Source organism: Streptococcus sp. CF7_Ac1-8 (genome assembly GCF_024295435.1).
Taxonomy (GTDB): domain Bacteria; phylum Bacillota; class Bacilli; order Lactobacillales; family Streptococcaceae; genus Streptococcus; species Streptococcus mitis_AP.
Genome location: NZ_JANCPI010000005.1, coordinates 1 through 16,774, shown reverse-complemented (window position 1 = coordinate 16,774; position 16,774 = coordinate 1). Strand labels below are relative to the sequence as shown.

The 16,774-nt window shown below is 42.4% G+C and carries 20 protein-coding genes; 1 reads left to right on the top strand and 19 read right to left on the bottom strand.

The window, feature by feature from the left end; all coding sequences use genetic code 11:
* Positions 1 to 42: 42 nt before the first annotated feature.
* The 3 genes from murB to budA all read right to left on the bottom strand — a co-directional run bounded on the left by murB (position 43) and on the right by budA (position 2,554).
* On the bottom strand, positions 43 to 948 hold the full coding sequence (gene murB, locus NMM26_RS03465; RefSeq protein WP_000111589.1) for a UDP-N-acetylmuramate dehydrogenase: 906 nt from the start codon (positions 946 to 948) through the stop codon (positions 43 to 45).
* A gap of 112 nt (positions 949 to 1,060) precedes the next feature.
* A complete protein-coding gene (locus NMM26_RS03460) occupies positions 1,061 to 1,813 on the bottom strand; it encodes a YhfC family intramembrane metalloprotease (protein ID WP_049502181.1) in 753 nt (250 codons plus the stop codon).
* A 9-nt stretch (positions 1,814 to 1,822) separates the two neighbouring features.
* Positions 1,823 to 2,554, bottom strand: a complete 732-nt coding sequence (gene budA / locus NMM26_RS03455) for an acetolactate decarboxylase (RefSeq protein WP_000360293.1) — start codon at positions 2,552 to 2,554, stop codon at positions 1,823 to 1,825.
* A gap of 141 nt (positions 2,555 to 2,695) precedes the next feature.
* Between budA and NMM26_RS03450 the strand changes: the two genes are divergently transcribed.
* On the top strand, positions 2,696 to 3,967 hold the full coding sequence (locus NMM26_RS03450; protein WP_000744841.1) for a PLP-dependent aminotransferase family protein: 1,272 nt from the start codon (positions 2,696 to 2,698) through the stop codon (positions 3,965 to 3,967).
* Between the two features lie 21 nt (positions 3,968 to 3,988).
* Here NMM26_RS03450 and NMM26_RS03445 read toward each other — a convergent pair whose 3' ends face one another.
* From NMM26_RS03445 to NMM26_RS03370, 16 genes are all read right to left on the bottom strand, one after another.
* Positions 3,989 to 4,804 (bottom strand): ABC transporter substrate-binding protein, encoded by an 816-nt coding sequence (locus tag NMM26_RS03445; protein WP_000837377.1) that lies wholly within the window; start codon positions 4,802 to 4,804, stop codon positions 3,989 to 3,991.
* Between the two features lie 157 nt (positions 4,805 to 4,961).
* Entirely contained in the window at positions 4,962 to 5,615 is a 654-nt protein-coding gene (phoU, locus tag NMM26_RS03440) for a phosphate signaling complex protein PhoU (RefSeq protein WP_000946458.1), read from the bottom strand.
* 11 nt (positions 5,616 to 5,626) lie between these two features.
* On the bottom strand, positions 5,627 to 6,385 hold the full coding sequence (gene pstB / locus NMM26_RS03435; protein WP_000133484.1) for a phosphate ABC transporter ATP-binding protein PstB: 759 nt from the start codon (positions 6,383 to 6,385) through the stop codon (positions 5,627 to 5,629).
* 12 nt (positions 6,386 to 6,397) lie between these two features.
* Positions 6,398 to 7,201, bottom strand: a complete 804-nt coding sequence (gene pstB / locus NMM26_RS03430) for a phosphate ABC transporter ATP-binding protein PstB (RefSeq protein WP_049502182.1) — start codon at positions 7,199 to 7,201, stop codon at positions 6,398 to 6,400.
* A gap of 10 nt (positions 7,202 to 7,211) precedes the next feature.
* Complete coding sequence (gene pstA, locus NMM26_RS03425) at positions 7,212 to 8,096, bottom strand: phosphate ABC transporter permease PstA (protein WP_000543046.1); 885 nt, start codon at positions 8,094 to 8,096, stop codon at positions 7,212 to 7,214.
* Positions 8,086 to 9,003, bottom strand: a complete 918-nt coding sequence (pstC, locus tag NMM26_RS03420) for a phosphate ABC transporter permease subunit PstC (protein ID WP_001070903.1) — start codon at positions 9,001 to 9,003, stop codon at positions 8,086 to 8,088. The genes pstA and pstC overlap by 11 nt, the downstream gene beginning before the upstream one ends.
* Positions 9,003 to 9,881 carry a phosphate ABC transporter substrate-binding protein PstS family protein gene (locus NMM26_RS03415; RefSeq protein WP_049502183.1) on the bottom strand — a complete coding sequence of 293 codons (879 nt, stop codon included), beginning with the start codon at positions 9,879 to 9,881 and terminating at the stop codon, positions 9,003 to 9,005. The genes pstC and NMM26_RS03415 overlap by 1 nt, the downstream gene beginning before the upstream one ends.
* Before the next feature lie 221 nt (positions 9,882 to 10,102).
* A complete protein-coding gene (locus NMM26_RS03410; protein WP_254753735.1) occupies positions 10,103 to 11,407 on the bottom strand; it encodes an RsmF rRNA methyltransferase first C-terminal domain-containing protein in 1,305 nt (434 codons plus the stop codon).
* Positions 11,408 to 12,181 (bottom strand): inositol monophosphatase family protein, encoded by a 774-nt coding sequence (locus NMM26_RS03405; RefSeq protein ID WP_254753736.1) that lies wholly within the window; start codon positions 12,179 to 12,181, stop codon positions 11,408 to 11,410.
* Positions 12,171 to 12,449, bottom strand: coding sequence for a UPF0223 family protein (locus NMM26_RS03400; RefSeq protein ID WP_001041974.1), 279 nt, complete (start codon positions 12,447 to 12,449; stop codon positions 12,171 to 12,173). The genes NMM26_RS03405 and NMM26_RS03400 overlap by 11 nt, the downstream gene beginning before the upstream one ends.
* On the bottom strand, positions 12,449 to 12,850 hold the full coding sequence (locus tag NMM26_RS03395) for a Spx/MgsR family RNA polymerase-binding regulatory protein (RefSeq protein ID WP_000631254.1): 402 nt from the start codon (positions 12,848 to 12,850) through the stop codon (positions 12,449 to 12,451). Before NMM26_RS03395 ends, NMM26_RS03400 begins: the two co-directional genes overlap by 1 nt.
* A gap of 207 nt (positions 12,851 to 13,057) precedes the next feature.
* Entirely contained in the window at positions 13,058 to 13,675 is a 618-nt protein-coding gene (locus NMM26_RS03390; RefSeq protein WP_254753737.1) for a TIGR01906 family membrane protein, read from the bottom strand.
* On the bottom strand, positions 13,665 to 14,438 hold the full coding sequence (locus NMM26_RS03385; protein ID WP_254753738.1) for a TIGR01457 family HAD-type hydrolase: 774 nt from the start codon (positions 14,436 to 14,438) through the stop codon (positions 13,665 to 13,667). Before NMM26_RS03385 ends, NMM26_RS03390 begins: the two co-directional genes overlap by 11 nt.
* Before the next feature lie 27 nt (positions 14,439 to 14,465).
* Positions 14,466 to 15,185: an acyl-[acyl-carrier-protein] thioesterase gene (locus NMM26_RS03380; RefSeq protein ID WP_254753742.1), complete on the bottom strand. Its 720-nt coding sequence runs from the start codon at positions 15,183 to 15,185 to the stop codon at positions 14,466 to 14,468.
* A gap of 4 nt (positions 15,186 to 15,189) precedes the next feature.
* Positions 15,190 to 16,320, bottom strand: a complete 1,131-nt coding sequence (gene hemW / locus NMM26_RS03375) for a radical SAM family heme chaperone HemW (protein ID WP_247947374.1) — start codon at positions 16,318 to 16,320, stop codon at positions 15,190 to 15,192.
* A gap of 175 nt (positions 16,321 to 16,495) precedes the next feature.
* Positions 16,496 to 16,774 (bottom strand): LPXTG cell wall anchor domain-containing protein (locus NMM26_RS03370; protein WP_254753739.1); only part of this gene is annotated, 279 nt, incomplete at its 5' end.

Genomic DNA, 16,774 nt, shown 5'->3' with positions numbered 1-16,774 from the left:
CCCCTTTCCATGACATAGCAGCAGCTTTTCAAATACAGCTTCCTACTTGCTTTCACCTAAAATACGGACCTCTCTCTCAAGAGTAACGCCAGAGTGTTCCTTGACTTTTTCAATCACAGACTCAATCAAGTCTTCGTAGTCTTTGGCCGTTCCGTCAGCAACATTGATCATAAATCCAGCGTGTTTTTCTGACACTTCTACGCCACCGATACGATAGCCTTTCAAGCCAGCTTCTGAAATTAATTGACCTGCAAAATGACCGACTGGACGCTTAAAGACCGAACCACAAGATGGATATTCTAAAGGTTGCTTGAGTTCACGTAGATGCGTCAAGCGATCCATTTCTTGCTTGATAACCTGATGAGTTCCTGGAGCTAGAGCAAATTTAGCTGACAGAACAACTGCACCAGACTCTTGAATAGCTGAATGGCGGTAACCAAAAGCCAAATCCTTGACAGACAGGGTCTCAATTTCTCCATCCTTGGTCAAGACCTTACAAGACTGCAAGATGTGGGAAATCTCGCCACCATAGGCACCCGCATTCATAAAGACAGCACCACCAACACTTCCTGGAATGCCACAAGCAAACTCAAAGCCAGTCAAACTATGACGAAGGGCAATTCGAGTTGTTTCAATCAAGTTAGCACCAGCTTCTGCTTCAATGGTATAGCCATCAACGGAAACATTATTGAGCTTGTCACACAAGATGACAAATCCACGAATTCCACCATCACGGACGATAATATTGCTGGCATTTCCAAGTACCATCCAAGGGATATTTTCTTGATTGGCAAATTTAACAACGCGAGCCAACTCAAAACGATTTCGTGGGAAGACCAAATAATCGGCCTCTCCACCTACTTTTGTATAACTATAGCTATGCAAGGGTTCTTTAAAACGGATATCAATCCCTTCTAAGATTTCAAGCATTTTTTCTTTTACTGACATGACACTCTTCCTTTTACAAAATTCATTCCATTATACCATTTTTAAGACCATTTGACGACCCTAAAAAAATCTTGGGCTTATTTTAAACAAAAAAAGAGGCTTCCCCCTTTTCTTATGATTTTTTGCAAAAGATTGCCTTAGTTCCATAGGCAACTAGGAACAGTTCAACTAGTAGAATGACTTCAACCAAGACTGGACTTGTAATCCATCCTACTTGAGCTAGAGATGGAACAAGATCAAAGAAGGCATGAAGGCCATAGGCTGCTAATAGATATACCCAGTTTTTATGACGAACACCTTGATAAACCCAAACAGTTAAAAGCATTTGGAATCCAAGTGCTAAAATCCGTTCAAAAGCAAGCAAATAAATTTGCCAGACAGATAGCGACTGGATAGTTTTCAACATATTTTCAGACAGCAATTTCAGGACCTGTGGATTCTGAGTCTGAACTGCCGAAAGAACAATGTAGAGATTGATGAGGCTAGTAACACCTAAGAAAATCAATTCCAAACCACCATGCCCCAATCCATAAGCAAGGGCATCTGATTTTTCCAAGTTTCTTTTTTTCTTCAACCATTTAAAGAAGATAAGACGAGCTGTTTCCTCAAAGAAAGCCGCCATAGCTAGGCCATAGACAATATAAACCAGGGGATGGTCTTGTAAAAGAGCAATACTTCCATCTTTTTGAGGATGAAGAACTATGATATGAATCAATTTTTCTAGAATCTGTGAAGAGAGAAAGAAGGCAACAGCCCCCAAGCCCAAGACAGCTAAATTAATCTGGTATTTCTTTTTGGCATACCAAATGCTCCCTATCAAAAAAGCCAGCAACAGCACCATGGTAATAATGATATGAATGGTCATTTTCTTCTCCTATTCTGCCTTTTCAATATCTTTTTTCATCTCGTCAACATTGAACTTAGCAAACAAGTATTGACGGTCTTGGACTGGGAAACGTTGATCCAACTGGTCAACTGCTCCCACCTCGATAATGCCTTCCTTGATGACAAAGTCCATGACATGCCCACCGAAGGTCAAGTCATCTGATATGAAGTGCAGATGGTAGCCTGCCACACTAACTCCATGGAAAATCTCTGGCGTCCAGAAACCAACGATGGTTCCTGCGACATTGTCACGACGATATTCAGGCTGATGGGTTGCAACATCAGCAAACTTGGTCTCTGGTGTCGACTTGGGAATCATGCGCACATGCATATGTGAAAATTCCCCACGAATCTTGATAGAGCGGAAAAGATTTTCCCCATCATAATAAGACTCAATCCGTTCTTCCAATTCCTTATCTGTCATCTCAAACCGCTGGCGGAAAATAACCTCTGCCTGATGCGGTACTACCGCTGCATAAGGAATAAGAGCATCTGGTGACACCTCCACAATATCTGGCTGGTCGCCTGATCCTTTGGCCTGATAAGCCTTGCCATCCAAGACAATCAATTCTCCATCAATGGAATCCAAGGTTCCCAAACCAAGGTCACCATGCTCTAGCAATTCTCCTACTGTCATGGTCCCACCATAAAGGCCAGCCATCAAGGCTCCAAGGGTATTGTATTGAAATAATTTCACTGGTTCCTGCACGTTCTTATCCATTCACTTTCTTGTCTGTTATTCTATAAATGTTACTCCTAAGTATACCACATTTGCCTCTAGATGTGCACGAGAGAAACACTCTAAACATTGCCAAGAAGGAAAAAAAAGGGTACAATGTAACAAAATCAAGGGAGGTCTGGAATGAAGAAACAAAGCAAGTACCAAGAGGTCGTTGCCTATCTGAAAAATGGTATCGAGTCTGGACGATTTCCTACGGGTAGCCGCCTGCCTTCTATCCGTCAACTGAGCCTTGACTTTCACTGTAGCAAGGACACCATTCAACGAGCCCTGCTGGAATTACGGCACGAACAATACCTCTATGCCAAACCTCAGAGTGGCTACTATGTATTAGAACAAGGGCAACACCAAGACCTAGAAATCGAGGTTACAGATGAACATGCCAGCGCCTATGACGATTTCCGACTCTGCGTCAATGAAACCTTGATTGGCCGGGAAAACTACCTTTTTAACTACTATGACAACCAGGAAGGATTAGAAGACCTAAGACAGTCCATTCACAAATTACTCTTTGAGCAAGCTCTCTACTGCAAGGCTGACCAACTAGTACTGACTTCTGGGACCCAACAAGCCCTTTTTATCCTCTCTCAAATTTCCTTTCCAAGCCAAGCAAAGGAAATCTTAGTCGAACAGCCTACCTACCATCGGATGAATCGCCTCTTGATTGCTCAAGGTCTGGACTATCAAACGATTGAACGAGGCATTGATGGAATTGACTTGGAGGAACTTGAACGGCATTTCCAAACGGGAAAGATCAAGTTTTTCTACACTATTCCTCGTTTTCACTATCCTCTGGGGCATTCCTATTCTGAACAGGACAAACGGGCTATTCTTGACTTAGCTGCCAAGTATGGAGTCTATATCGTAGAGGACGACTATCTGGGGGATTTGGACTCTAAAAAGGGCCAGACCTTCCACTATCTGGATACAGAAGAGCGCGTTATTTATATCAAGTCCTTCTCAACTAGCCTCTTTCCAGCCCTGCGGATTACGTCGCTCATTCTTCCAAATGCTATCAAGAGAGCCTTTGTTGCCTACAAAAATATACTAGACTACGACAGCAACCTCATCATGCAAAAGGCCCTGTCACTCTATATTGACAGTCAATTATTTGAGAAAAATCGTCTAGCTCGCTTGTCCAATCAGGAAGACTACCAAAAACAACTCGAGAAAAGCTTAACGAAAACGCCTTATCCCCTTCCTCATTATCCCCTTCACGATGGTTTATTGCTAGACCTGAGACAGTATCCTAAAATCGCCAGCCTCAAACACAGTCAGCTGAAATTGGACTTCTTTGAGGAGGCTTACTTGGATACCTGTCCTTATCAATTTGCCAAGGTATCCCTAGAAAATCTGGAAAAGGTTTTAAACTATTTAAAAGCAGAATTGGAATAACCTTCCAACTCTGCTTTTTTCTTATTCTTCAACTTCAGTTAGACTTGCTGCCTTTTCAAGATAGCTTTGGTAAGTTCCTTCATCCTTGAGTTTTTGGATGACCTTGTCCACCACTTCTTTCAAATCAGCACTATTTTTTCTAAGGGCAACGGCATTAGCTTCACCGTCCTTCATCTTCAAGCTGACAGTTGCAACAGCTAGGTCCGCATTTTTAGCAGCATAGCTAAGCGCAACAGGCTCATCCATGTGAACAGCATCTACTTTTCCAGCCTGCAATTCATTGACAGCTTCACCCATATTAGTTAGGGAAGTCAATTGCGCTTTTGGCAATTGTTCCTTGACCATTGATTCTGGAACAGTCCCTTTTTGGGCTGCAATATTAGCACTTTCAAGGCTAGTTAAATCCTTGTATTTTTCTACATCAGACTTACGAACCAAGAAACTAATCTTGTTTTCATAGTAAGGGATTGAAAAATCAAAGACTTCTTTTCTCTCGTCAGTAGCGCTAATTCCTGCAACTGCTAGGTCAGCCTTACCAGTTTGAAGACTAGTCAAGACATTGTCAAAACTCATGCTTGAAATTTCCAACTTCACCCCAAGTTCATCAGCGATAGCCTGGGCCATGTCAATGTCCGCACCGACTACCTGGTTTTTTCCGTCAACTAAGGATTGGAATTCAAAAGGTGCATAGTCAGGACTAGTCGCCACAACTAATTTCCCCTTTTGCTTAATGGCCTCAACAGCTGACTGAGAACCATTAGAACCCGACTGGCAAGCCACTAAGAAGAAACTTGCAAGAAAGCTACATAAAACAAATATCCATTTTTTTGATTTCATAAATAAACAACCTCTCTGTTAATTTTGTATAATTATAACGCTATCCAAGATACTTGTCAAGTATTTTTTGAATTTTTATCTTAAAAATATTTTTTTCATTCAATAAAAGGAGCTATCAGTTGATTTCAAGCTCCTTTTTATACAGAATAAATCTATTTTATAATTCGACAATCTTACCTGTTTCAAAGTAAACAACCCATTCACAGATATTTTTGGCATAGTCTCCAATGCGTTCCAAGAAAGCAATCACTTGGAAATAATCACGGCCTGTAACGATAGCATCTGGATTTTTCTTGATTTCTTCTGTAGCCAAGTCACGAATGCTATCAAAGTAATGGTTGATTTTTTCGTCCATGGCTGCTACTTCATAGGCCTGATCTACTGAACCATTCAGATAGAGCTCAAGGGCTGCTTCGACGAAGTTCTTGACATCGCGACCCATTCTCTTGATTTCTTCTTCAACAGCTGGGATACGTTGTTCCCCCTTCATACGAATGGCTGCTTTTGCGATGGAAACAGCATGGTCACCCATACGTTCCAAGTCAGATACTGCTTTTAAGACTGTTAAAACGGTACGCAAGTCTTGAGAAACTGGTTGTTGAAGGGCAATCATTTCAAATGATTTCTTCTCCAATTTCACTTCGTATTCGTTTACTTCTGCATCGTCTTCGATGACTTCCTTGGCCAAATCACGGTCATGCGTAACAAAGGCACGCACTGTACGATTGATTTGGGATAGCACTTCCTGTCCCATGGCATAGAACTGGTTGTGCAATTTCTCCAAATCTTCTTCAAATTGAGAACGTAACATCATTTATCTCCTTATCCAAATTTTCCTGAAATATAGTCTTCTGTTTCCTTGTGTTGTGGGTTGAGGAACATCTTCTTAGTATCGTTAAACTCAATCAAATCTCCATCTAGGAAAAATCCTGTCTTGTCAGAAATACGAGAGGCTTGTTGCATAGAACGCGTAACCAAGAGCATAGTGTATTTATCTTTTAAGCCATACAAGGTTTCTTCAATCTTACCAGCTGAGATAGGGTCCAAGGCTGAAGTCGGTTCATCCAAGAGAATGATTTTAGGACTAGTTGCCAAAACACGAGCAACGCAAACACGTTGCTGTTGACCACCTGAAAGTCCGATAGCTGAATCATGCAGGCGATCCTTGACCTCATCCCAGATAGAAGCCCGTTGCAAGGCTTTTTCTACCGCCTCGTCCAGAACCTGTTTGTCCTTAACTCCATTGATACGAAGCCCGTAAACAACATTTTCGTAGATAGACATAGGGAAGGGGTTGGGCTGTTGGAAAACCATACCGATTTCTTTACGCAATTCAACTGTATCTGTACGAGGACTGTAGATGTTGTGGCCATTATAAACCACCGAACCGGTTGTGGTTACCTCTGGATTGAGATCCCCCATGCGGTTGATAGCCTTGAGGAGGGTTGACTTCCCTGATCCAGATGGACCGATCAAGGCTGTAATTTCCTTAGGTTGGAAAGATAGGGAAACACTATTCAAGGCCTTCTTTTGATTGTAGTAAACGGACAGGTCTGACACCTGTAAAATCGCTTCTGTCATACTGTTTCCTTTCTATCCAAAGTGTCCTGTTACGTAGTCATTGGTTGACTGTAGTTTAGCATTTTGGAAAATATTAGAGGTCTTATCGTACTCGATCAAGTCACCCAAGTAGAAAAATCCTGTGTAGTCACTAGCACGCGCAGCCTGCTGCATACTGTGAGTCACGATGATGATGGTAAAGTCCTTCTTCAATTCCAACATAGTTTCTTCCAGCTGGGCTGTCGCAATGGGATCCAAGGCTGACGCTGGTTCATCCATCAAAAGGATATCTGGTTTGACAGAGATGGCACGAGCGATACAGAGACGTTGCTGCTGACCACCTGACAGGGTCAAGGCTGACTTTTGCAAATCGTCTTTGACCTGATCCCAAAGGGCAGCTTGACGAAGAGAGGTTTCCACAATTTCATCCAAGACTTGCTTGTCCTTAACCCCTGCACGTTCATGGGCAAAAGTGATATTGCGATAGATAGACTTGGCAAAAGGATTTGGTCGTTGGAAGACCATTCCGATGTGTTTACGCATCTCGTAAACGTTGATTTCTGGACGGTTGACATCAATCCCTTGGTAGAGAATTTGACCTGTTACCTTAGCAATATCAATGGTATCATTCATACGGTTGAGACTGCGGAGGTAGGTTGATTTCCCAGATCCAGATGGGCCAATTAAGGCTGTAATTTTATTTTTTTCAAATTGCATATCGATGCCCTTGATGGATTCTTTTTTACCGTAGTAAACATGTAAATCCTTAGTAGAGAGGGCCACTTTCTCTTCAGGAAAGGTGATGATATGCTTTTCATCCCAATTATATTTTGACATGGCTTCTCCTTTAGGCAGCAGTTAATTTCTTATGTAGGTAGCTTCCGAGTTTACGGGCTCCAAAGTTAAAGATGAGGATAAAGATGAGGAGCACGGCCGCAGAACCTGCTGATACGATGGTTCCATCTGGAATGGTTCCTTCGCTATTGACTTTCCAGATGTGGACAGCCAAGGTTTCTGCTTGACGGAAGATAGAGATTGGGCTGGTCACACTGAGAATATTCCAGTTAGACCAGTCAAGGGCTGGAGCGGATTGTCCTGCTGTGTAAATCAAAGCAGCAGCCTCACCAAAGATACGACCAGAAGCCAAGACAACCCCCGTTACAATCCCTGGAAGGGCTTCTGGAATGACCACATGGACTACAGTCTCCCAACGAGAAATCCCAAGAGCTAGGCCAGCTTCACGTTGCGTGTGGTGAACGTGTTTCAAACTGTCTTCAACATTACGAGTCATCTGAGGCAGGTTAAAGACTGTCAAGGCCAAGGCACCTGAAATGATTGAAAATCCATACTCAAACTGAACTACAAAGATCAAGTAACCAAATAGACCCACAACCACTGATGGCAATGAAGACAAGATTTCAATACAGGTTCTGACAAAGTTGGTCACAGGACCTTTTTTGGCGTATTCAGCTAGGAAAATCCCAGCTCCCATAGACAAAGGCACAGAGATAATCAAGGTAATGACCAAAAGGAAGAAGGAATTATAAAGCTGAATTCCAATCCCTCCACCTGCTTGGTAAGATGATGATTTGCCAGTCAAGAAAGACCAAGAGATGTGGGGCAAACCACGAACCAAGATATAAAGAATCAAGGATGCCAAGATGGCAACGATAATTCCTGCAATTGAGTAGAGGACAGCTGTTGCAATTTTATCTAATTTCTTAGCGTGCATAGTTTTTCTTTCCTCTTTCTTTCGTAATCAATTTAATCACACTGTTGAAGGCCAAACTCATCAAGAGCAAGACTAAGGCTAGTGACCAGAGAACGTTATTGTCAACGGTTCCCATAACTGTATTTCCGATACCCATGGTCAAGACAGAGGTCAAGGTCGCAGCAGGTGTTGTCAATGAAGTTGGGACAACGGCTGAGTTTCCGACCACCATCTGAATGGCCAAGGCCTCACCAAAGGCACGCGCCATCCCAAAGACCACTGCTGTAAAAATCCCTGAACGCGCAGCCTTTAAGGTCACGCGCCAGATGGTTTGCCAACGAGTGGCTCCCATAGCCAAACTAGCTTCGCGGTAGTGACGAGGCACCGCACGCAAGCTATCAGTTGTCATAAAGGTTACCGTTGGTAGGATCATGACAAAGAGAACAAAAATCCCTGATAAAATCCCAAAACCAGTTCCACCAAAGACACTACGGACAAAAGGAACTACGACCTGTAAACCGATAAATCCATACACGACTGAAGGAATTCCGACCAGCAATTCAATGGCTGGTTGCAAGATTCTAGCACCTTTTGGTGAGACTTCGGTCATAAATACTGCCGCACCAATAGCAAAAGGAGTTGCGATAAGGGCCGATAGGATTGTGACAATAAAGGAACCCAAAATCATAGGAAGGGCACCAAATTGTTTACCTGAAGGATTCCAAGTTTGGCCAAAGAGGAAATCAAAGATGTTAACCCCATTGACAAAGAAGGTCGACAAACCTTTTTGGGCTACGAAGATCAAAATCATAGCCACGATGATGACAATCAAAGACAGACAGGCAAAGGTCAAGCCTTTTCCAAGTTTCTCTAAACGAGAGTTCTTTGAGGGAGAGAGTAATTTTTTAGCTAATTCTTCTTGATTCATTAGTGACTCCCTTCTAGTGCTGTCACCGTTCCTACAGCATCTTTTTCAACCTTCATTTCCTTGACAGAAATATAGCCCATTCCCTTAACGATTCCACTTTGCGCTTCATCTGAGAGGACAAAGTTGAGAAATTCTGCCACCAATTCATTTGGTTGACCTAGGGTATACATGTGTTCATAAGACCACAAAGGCCAGTTATTGGTTGTAACATTTTCTGCAATCGGCTCATAGCCATTCAACTTCATGCGTTTCACCGAGTCATCCACATAGGCAAAGGCTAGGTAAGAAATGGCTCCTGGTGTCTGGGAAACAATGTTTTTGACCATCCCATTTGAATCCTGTTCTTGACTCTGCACAGCAGACTGACCATCCATGATAACACTATCAAAGGTTGCACGTGAACCAGAACTTGCTGCACGGTTAATAATAGAAATGGCTAGGTCTTTCCCGCCGACTTCTTTCCAGTTGGTTACTTGACCTGTGAAGATGCTACGGAGTTGTTCTGTTGTCAGATTTTCAACGTCAACTTCCTTGTTTACAATCACTGCCAAGCCCGCTACGGCTACCTTATGATCCACTAGAGCGGATGCGTTGATACCGTCTTTTTCCTCGGCAAATACGTCTGAATTTCCTACATCAACGGCTCCAGACTGAACCTGAGACAGACCTGTACCAGATCCTCCACCTTGGACGTTGACTGTTTTTCCAACGTGTATAGAGCCAAATTCATCTGCTGCTGCTTCGACCAAGGGCTGAAGAGCCGTTGAGCCAACAGCTGTCATGGATTCCCCACGATCAATCCAGCTAGCACATCCCGCCAAAGAACCTGCTAGCAAAAGAGCCGCAAGGGATAGAGCGAGTTTTTTCCTTTTTTTCACTGTTTTTTCTCCTTGAAAATAATGGTGAATGCTGTGAATTTTTTCAACTATTTATTTATGTTTTTCTTTTTTAAAATTGGGAACCAACCGAAGTTGCTAGCTTAGTTTTACTAGAAATTTGCTCAGTTGTCTTCTCAACAAATTTTGACTTAAAATAAAAGACAATTTGAAAAAATCCATACTTCCACTATAACATAGACAAGCTACTTTGACTAGCATTTTCACTTGAATCTGAGGCCTTTTGGAAAATAATTTTTCAAAACATTTCCAGTCACCTTAGCAAAGCCCAAACCATTGCCTTGAACCAAAACTTGGTACCAACCATTTGGCAGACTTTCTGCCAGATGAACAGTTTCTCCAGCCACATACTTTACAAACTCTTCTTGGTCAATTTCAACCGACTGCTTGACCTGACTCGGTTTCAAGGCTAGACCAAGAGCAAAACTAGGCTCAAAGCGTTTCTTCTTAAAGGTACCCAGATGCAGTCCATTACGAGCAATCTTGAGCTTCCCTAAATCTGGCAAAAATTCTGGCAGGAGATAGAGTTGGTCACCAAAAGTCTGCAAGATTCCCCTTAGATTGATTTTCAGGTGTTTTTGGGCAAATTCCTGCCACAAAGTAACTTGTTCTCGGCTGAGATTGCTCTTACTTGCCTTAAATTTAGGAGCTGGATTGTCACCTCTAAATTGTAAATGAGCTACAAACTGCCCCTCTCCCTTAAACTGATGAGGGTACATCCGAGCTGTTTCTGGCAGGTCAATACCAGCTACCATTCCATTGATATGTTCAACTGGCAGCAAATCAAAATCATACTCTTCCAGTAGCCAATTGACAATCTCTTCGTTTTCCTCGGGGGCCCAGGTACAAGTTGAATAAACCAGACGACCACCATCAGCTAGCATGTTTACTGCATCTTCCAGAATTTCTCTTTGCAAGCTAGCACATTGACTCGGATAATCTAAGCTCCAATAATCCATAGCATCTGGTTGCTTACGGAACATCCCTTCCCCTGAGCAAGGAGCATCAAGGACAATGAGGTCAAAATAGCCCTTAAAAACCTTGGCCAAGCGGTCAGCAGATTCATTGGTCACCACGACATTTGTCGCTCCAAAGCGCTCCATGTTTTCTACTAAAATCTTAGCCCGTTTGCTTGAAATTTCATTGGAAACAAGGAGACCCTCCCCTGCTAGATAGGCTGCTAACTGAGTTGATTTTCCACCCGGTGCAGCAGCCAAATCCAAGACTTTCATACCAGGACTGGGCTGGGCTACCTGAGCAACCATCTGGGCAGCAGGTTCTTGCGAATAAACCAAACCAGTAGCATGTTCAGACGATTTCCCTGAAACCTTACCATAGTGGCCCCAAGATGTTTGAGGAATGGCATCAGGAAAGGAAACTGGCGCTTCTTTTAAAGGATTGACCCGAAAGGCCGAAACCGCTTCCTCCTCAAAAGAGGCAAGAAAATCTCTTGCCTCATCTCCTAGTATCTCTTCATATTTTTCAACAAATCCTTCTGGAAATTGCATTTAAGTTCTTTTCCTTTCGTAAATATAGGACTGAATTTCCTCCTGCATCTCAAGAGGTAGCATCATGACCGGCTGTCTGGTTTGAAAATCAAGCGCTTGACCAGAAAGGGTCACAACCCGATAGCCCAGACTTTCCCCTAAAATACTAGCCGCAGCATAATCCCATGGTTGCAGATAAGTAACATAGGTCAACAAACGCCCTGACAAAATCTTGGCAAAACTAATGGCCGCACTCCCATAGACACGTACACCGAGTACAGCCCGACTCAAATCAGCCAAGCCCCATTCATTGGTTTCCAACATACCACTATTCCCTGCAATAAGAAAATCTCCAAGGGGTTTTACTTTAAAGGGAGCTAGGGGCTGATCATTTCGGCAAACCGGAAACTTACCACCACCGTGATAACAATCCCCTTTGACCACATCATAAATCAGACCAAACTGTCCCTGGCCATTTTCAAAATAAGCCATCATGACAGCAAAATCTTCCTGCTGAGCCACAAAATTATTGGTACCATCAATGGGATCAATAACCCAAACCTTGCCCTCTTGAACCGAGGCTCGCAGACAACCTTCTTCAGCACAAATCTTATCCTCAGGATAACGGGATAGAATCTCACCAACCAAGAGCTCCTGAACTTCCTTGTCCAGTCTGGTCACCAAATCTGTTGGAGAGGTCTTCGTCTCAACACACAAATCTTCCTGCATATGGTCAAGGATGTACTGGCCCGCCTTCTTGACCAGCTCTTTAGCAAATTCAAATTTACTTTCCAAGAGAAATCTTTCCTTCCCCTTTTTCCTTGGCAGCCTGAACCGCTCGGTAGAGCGAATAGCCACTAACTGTTTCAAATTCTCGTCCCAAACGTTTCTCTTCACTCTTGCTTGGCACGACCGCTTTGAATCCCTTATAGGAGTCCAGTAACTTTTTAGCCTCTACCTTGCCCTCATAGGCAGCTTCAACATCATTAAAAAAAGAAAGCACTGAAGCAAGTTCTTCAGTGCTCCACGACAAATCTAGTGGGTAACTATACTGTTTGTTCATTAACTAATACCAGCTCTCATTCTTGCTTCTTTTAGTTCTTGCTTACGATAACTACGAGGGAGAAAAGCACGAATCTCATCTTCATTAAAACCGATTTGCATACGTTTGGCATCAATAATAATGGGACGACGCAAAAGACTAGGATACTGCTCAATCAAATGAAGCAATTCTGATACAGAAATACTTTCTACATCAATATCTAATTTTTGGAAAATTTTTGAACGAGTTGAAATAATGTCATCAGTACCATTTTCGGTCAAGGAAAGGATGTGTTGCAATTCTTTTCTTGTTAAGGGACTGGTCATAATATTGTGTTCCTCAAAGGGCACCTTATGTTTTTCTAGCCAGGCCTTTGCCTTACGACATGAAGTACAGCTCGGTGATAGGAATAGTGTAATCATGCTTTTCTCTTTTTATCTATACTTTGCTACCTCTATTATACAAAAAAATAAAGCGCTTGACTAGAGATTTTTAGAAAAAAAGCCTATTTTTTCAATAAAAATAGACTGTTTGCGAACGTTTGATAGATTTTGGATTTAGTTAATTCATTCTTAACGATGATTTTAAATTATATACAATTATATATACAAATTAAAAACATCTTTCTTTCACTTCCTACGACTTTTCAGGTATAGAAAACCAAAGAAGCTCTCATAGAGGGCGAAAAAGAGGAGGAAGGCATGTAGGAAGAAGGTCTCTGGTAAAATCAGAATCACTGGATCCTTGGCTGGATCAAAAAGCCAGGTATCATCTCCCACAAAGAGAATTTGATGGAAAAGGGTAAAGAACTGGTCAAAACCAATCAATACTCCCCCAAGCCCAATCAGCAAAGGCAAAACCACTAAAGCCAAAAGCCCTTTACTAAATAGAGACAAGAAGCCCTTTTTCACAATCCCTTTGACAAAGAAATAGAAACTTGGCAGTGTCACTAGAGCAACTAGCTGAACCAAGTGAAAGAGGTTCTTAACCACTGCAAAGTGGTGCAGACCAGCTGCTGACGAACGAAAATCAGGCATCTGCAAGACCTGACTAAAAGGATTGGTCAGGTAATTCATCAAGATCTGAAAGTTGTATTGAATAGTTTCTGGTTTTAGATAGACCCGATTCGTTAAATTCAACCACTGGATCTCCATAGGATAGAAAACCCAAGCCAGATAGATGGTCAGAAGGATTGCGAGGGAAAGAAGAAAGAGCATAGAGCCCCAAAAGGTCAGCTTAGTTTTCATCAAAATTCCACTCCGCAAGACTAGAAACCACATGAGTTGGTGCGATTGGCAGGTCTGCTACTTCTTCTGCCGTGGTAAAACCTGTCGTCACCAAGAGCGTTGGAATGCCATTGTCAATCCCTGCCCGGATATCAGTTAGGTAGTTATCTCCGACCATGATTAATTCTTCACGTTCCAAACCTAAGTGCTCAACTGCCTTGTCCATAATGATGGCATTTGGCTTCCCTATATAAACAGGCTTCACTCGTGTTGCTACTTCAAGCAGGGTAATCAGTGAACCAGCACCTGGCAAAAGACCGCGCTCTGTCGGGATGTTGAGGTCAGGGTTGGTTCCGATAAAGTGAGCACCCTTTTGAATGGCAAGAGTTGCTGTCGCAAATTTTTCATAATCAACTTGCCAGTCCAGGCCTACTACCACATAGGCAGGATTTTCCTTGTCTTCGACATAACCAGCCGCCTTGATGGCTTCCTTGAGCCCTGCTTCTCCAATAACATATGCCGTCTTTTCAAGCCCCAAGTCGTTCATATAGTCGATAGTCGCCAAAGTCGCTGTGTAGACAGTCGACAGGGGCGTATCGATATTAAAATTCTGAGACAACATTTCCTGAACACTCTCTGGAGTACGGGTTGTATTGTTGGTTACAAAGAGATAGGGGATATCTCGCTTTTGCAATTCATGGATAAAAGCCTCCCCTGCTGGAATTCGGTCTTTCCCCTTATAAATAGTTCCGTCTAAATCAATTAAATAGCCTTTATATTTCATCTATTCTCCCTAATCCTTTTTTATTTCTTACCAAGTGATAATAGCTTGGGCATTGGTAGCCCCGTCGCTTGTAATCTCATGCTTGCTTTCCAGTCCAGTCCGTTCAACAGCCGATGTAATAACCCCACCTGGTCGAACTTCCTTGACATACTTGAGGTTGATTCTCTTGGGAATATATTGGGTCAAAAAGTCCGCTCCCATGACCTCAAAAATCCAGTCCAGATACTTACTGTTATTAACATGACCATTCATATCCAAGTCGTAAAAACGGACATGGTAATCCTTGCTGATTGGCTCGTTCAAGGACTCATACTTTGGTCCGCGGATAAGTTTTTTATCAAAATCAGACTGGTAAGGAGCCACAATCTCAGGTTCGACAGCATGGACTTTTCGACTATCTCGGTCCATCAGAACAAAAGTCGCTATCATGTGGATGAGTTCCTGACCTGCTTCATCATAAATGGTAAAGCGACGGTAGCAAAAGAGTCGATTGTAGCTCAGGGCTTCCGTTTCAATAGTGATTTCTTCCGCAAAACGAGGCAAACGAACCACCTCAATATCATAATCTGTGATAATCCAGACCAGATTATAGTTTTCCAAAATGGCCTTATCACTAACACCCAGTTCAATCGACTGCATCCCTGAAACTTGCAGGGACAACAAAATCACATCTGGAAGCTTGATATGACCGTTCATATCAGCCATATCAAAAGGAATTTTCATTTTCATTTGATAAGTTAAGCCCATCATTCTACTCCAAAATAAATCGTTCTGCAACGGTGTCTCCTAAAAAGAGACCTCTTTTTGTCATGCGAACTCGGTCACCCTCTATTTGCATGAGACCTTGTTGAACCAAGTCTCTGACAATTTCTCCATAAAGTCCATCGAAGGACCGTCCAAATTTTTCCTCAAATCGCGCCATGGAGACTCCTGATTTCTTGCGGAGGCCCAAGAACATTTCCTCTTCCATTTGCTCCTTTTGACTCAGGTGTTCTTCTGTGATACGTGCATTGCCTTCCTCAACCGCAGTGAGATAATGACGAATCGGACCATGATTTTTATAGCGTACTCCATTTACATAACCAGACGCCCCAGCACCGATGCCATAGTACTCAGCATTATCCCAGTACATGAGATTGTGCCGACTTTCAAAACCAGGCTTGGAGAAATTGGAAATCTCATAATGCTCAAAACCAGATTTCTCCAGCTCCGCGATGATGTACTCAAACATCTCAGCCTCCAATTCCTCCTTAGGCAGAGGCAATTTTCCTCGTCGCATACGGTTCATAAAGACCGTATGATTTTCTAAAATCAAACTATACAAACTCATATGAGGAATATCCAGCCCAATAGCCTTAGCCACATTGTCCTTGACCTGCTCCATAGTCTGACCAGGCAGCGCATAAATCAAATCGATAGAGATATTATCAAAACCAGCCAGTTTCAGGCGGTCGATATTTTCATAAATATCCTTCTCCAAATGACTGCGCCCAATCTTTTTCAGCATCTTGTCATCAAAGGTCTGCACACCTAGTGAAACACGATTGACAGCCGAGTTCTTCAAAACCGCAATCTTATCCGCATCCAAGTCGCCGGGATTGGCTTCAATGGTCAACTCTTCCAAGGCAGACAAGTCCAAGTTTTTAGTCAAGCCATTCAATAACACCTCTAGTTGCGAAGCTGATAGAGCTGTCGGTGTTCCACCACCAATATAGAGGGTTCTTAACTTTTGAATATCATAAGATTGAAACTCTTCTAACAGATGTTCCAAATAACTATCTACTGGCTGATTCTTGATAAAAACTTTTGAAAAGTCACAATAATAACAAATCTGGGTACAAAATGGGATGTGCACATAGGCTGACGTTGGTTTTTTCTGCATAGTAATTATTATACCACAAAAAGCGAACAATACTTAGAATTCCGTTTAACAAAATCCTAGCATTGTTCGCTTTCTTTATCTAATCATTCTTTTTAGTTTATGACTAACACGATTCCCAGAACCAATCTAGTTTATCATAAAATACAACAGAATGAATGTTCATCTGACTAAATTATTAGTCTTCTTTTTTCTTGCGAGCTACAAGTCCGAGACCACCTAGCATACCAAGAAGTCCTAGAGATGCAAGAGTCGCATTTGATTCTGTTCCTGTATTTGGCAATACATTTTGAGAATCATTTGACTTAGCTCCATTATCAACAGTAGTCTTAGTATCTACCTGATCTGCATTCGGAGTAACTGCATTTGGAGTTGGTGTTGCTGGTGTGACTTTACCTGGTGTTGTTACATCAGGAACTTCTTCAGTTGATTTTCCTGGTTCTGTAATCTTACCTGT

What these genes read in the sequence shown, in the direction of transcription:
- murB (WP_000111589.1), bottom strand. Translation starts at nt 948, where the DNA reads ATGTCAGTAAAAGAAAAAATGCTTGAAATCTTAGAAGGGATTGATATC.
- NMM26_RS03460 (WP_049502181.1), bottom strand. Translation starts at nt 1,813, where the DNA reads ATGACCATTCATATCATTATTACCATGGTGCTGTTGCTGGCTTTTTTG.
- budA (WP_000360293.1), bottom strand. Translation starts at nt 2,554, where the DNA reads ATGGATAAGAACGTGCAGGAACCAGTGAAATTATTTCAATACAATACC.
- NMM26_RS03450 (WP_000744841.1), top strand. Translation starts at nt 2,696, where the DNA reads ATGAAGAAACAAAGCAAGTACCAAGAGGTCGTTGCCTATCTGAAAAAT.
- NMM26_RS03445 (WP_000837377.1), bottom strand. Translation starts at nt 4,804, where the DNA reads ATGAAATCAAAAAAATGGATATTTGTTTTATGTAGCTTTCTTGCAAGT.
- phoU (WP_000946458.1), bottom strand. Translation starts at nt 5,615, where the DNA reads ATGTTACGTTCTCAATTTGAAGAAGATTTGGAGAAATTGCACAACCAG.
- pstB (WP_000133484.1), bottom strand. Translation starts at nt 6,385, where the DNA reads ATGACAGAAGCGATTTTACAGGTGTCAGACCTGTCCGTTTACTACAAT.
- pstB (WP_049502182.1), bottom strand. Translation starts at nt 7,201, where the DNA reads ATGTCAAAATATAATTGGGATGAAAAGCATATCATCACCTTTCCTGAA.
- pstA (WP_000543046.1), bottom strand. Translation starts at nt 8,096, where the DNA reads ATGCACGCTAAGAAATTAGATAAAATTGCAACAGCTGTCCTCTACTCA.
- pstC (WP_001070903.1), bottom strand. Translation starts at nt 9,003, where the DNA reads ATGAATCAAGAAGAATTAGCTAAAAAATTACTCTCTCCCTCAAAGAAC.
- NMM26_RS03410 (WP_254753735.1), bottom strand. Translation starts at nt 11,407, where the DNA reads ATGCAATTTCCAGAAGGATTTGTTGAAAAATATGAAGAGATACTAGGA.
- NMM26_RS03400 (WP_001041974.1), bottom strand. Translation starts at nt 12,449, where the DNA reads ATGAACAAACAGTATAGTTACCCACTAGATTTGTCGTGGAGCACTGAA.
- NMM26_RS03395 (WP_000631254.1), bottom strand. Translation starts at nt 12,850, where the DNA reads ATGATTACACTATTCCTATCACCGAGCTGTACTTCATGTCGTAAGGCA.
- NMM26_RS03390 (WP_254753737.1), bottom strand. Translation starts at nt 13,675, where the DNA reads ATGAAAACTAAGCTGACCTTTTGGGGCTCTATGCTCTTTCTTCTTTCC.
- NMM26_RS03385 (WP_254753738.1), bottom strand. Translation starts at nt 14,438, where the DNA reads ATGAAATATAAAGGCTATTTAATTGATTTAGACGGAACTATTTATAAG.
- NMM26_RS03380 (WP_254753742.1), bottom strand. Translation starts at nt 15,185, where the DNA reads ATGGGCTTAACTTATCAAATGAAAATGAAAATTCCTTTTGATATGGCT.
- hemW (WP_247947374.1), bottom strand. Translation starts at nt 16,320, where the DNA reads ATGCAGAAAAAACCAACGTCAGCCTATGTGCACATCCCATTTTGTACC.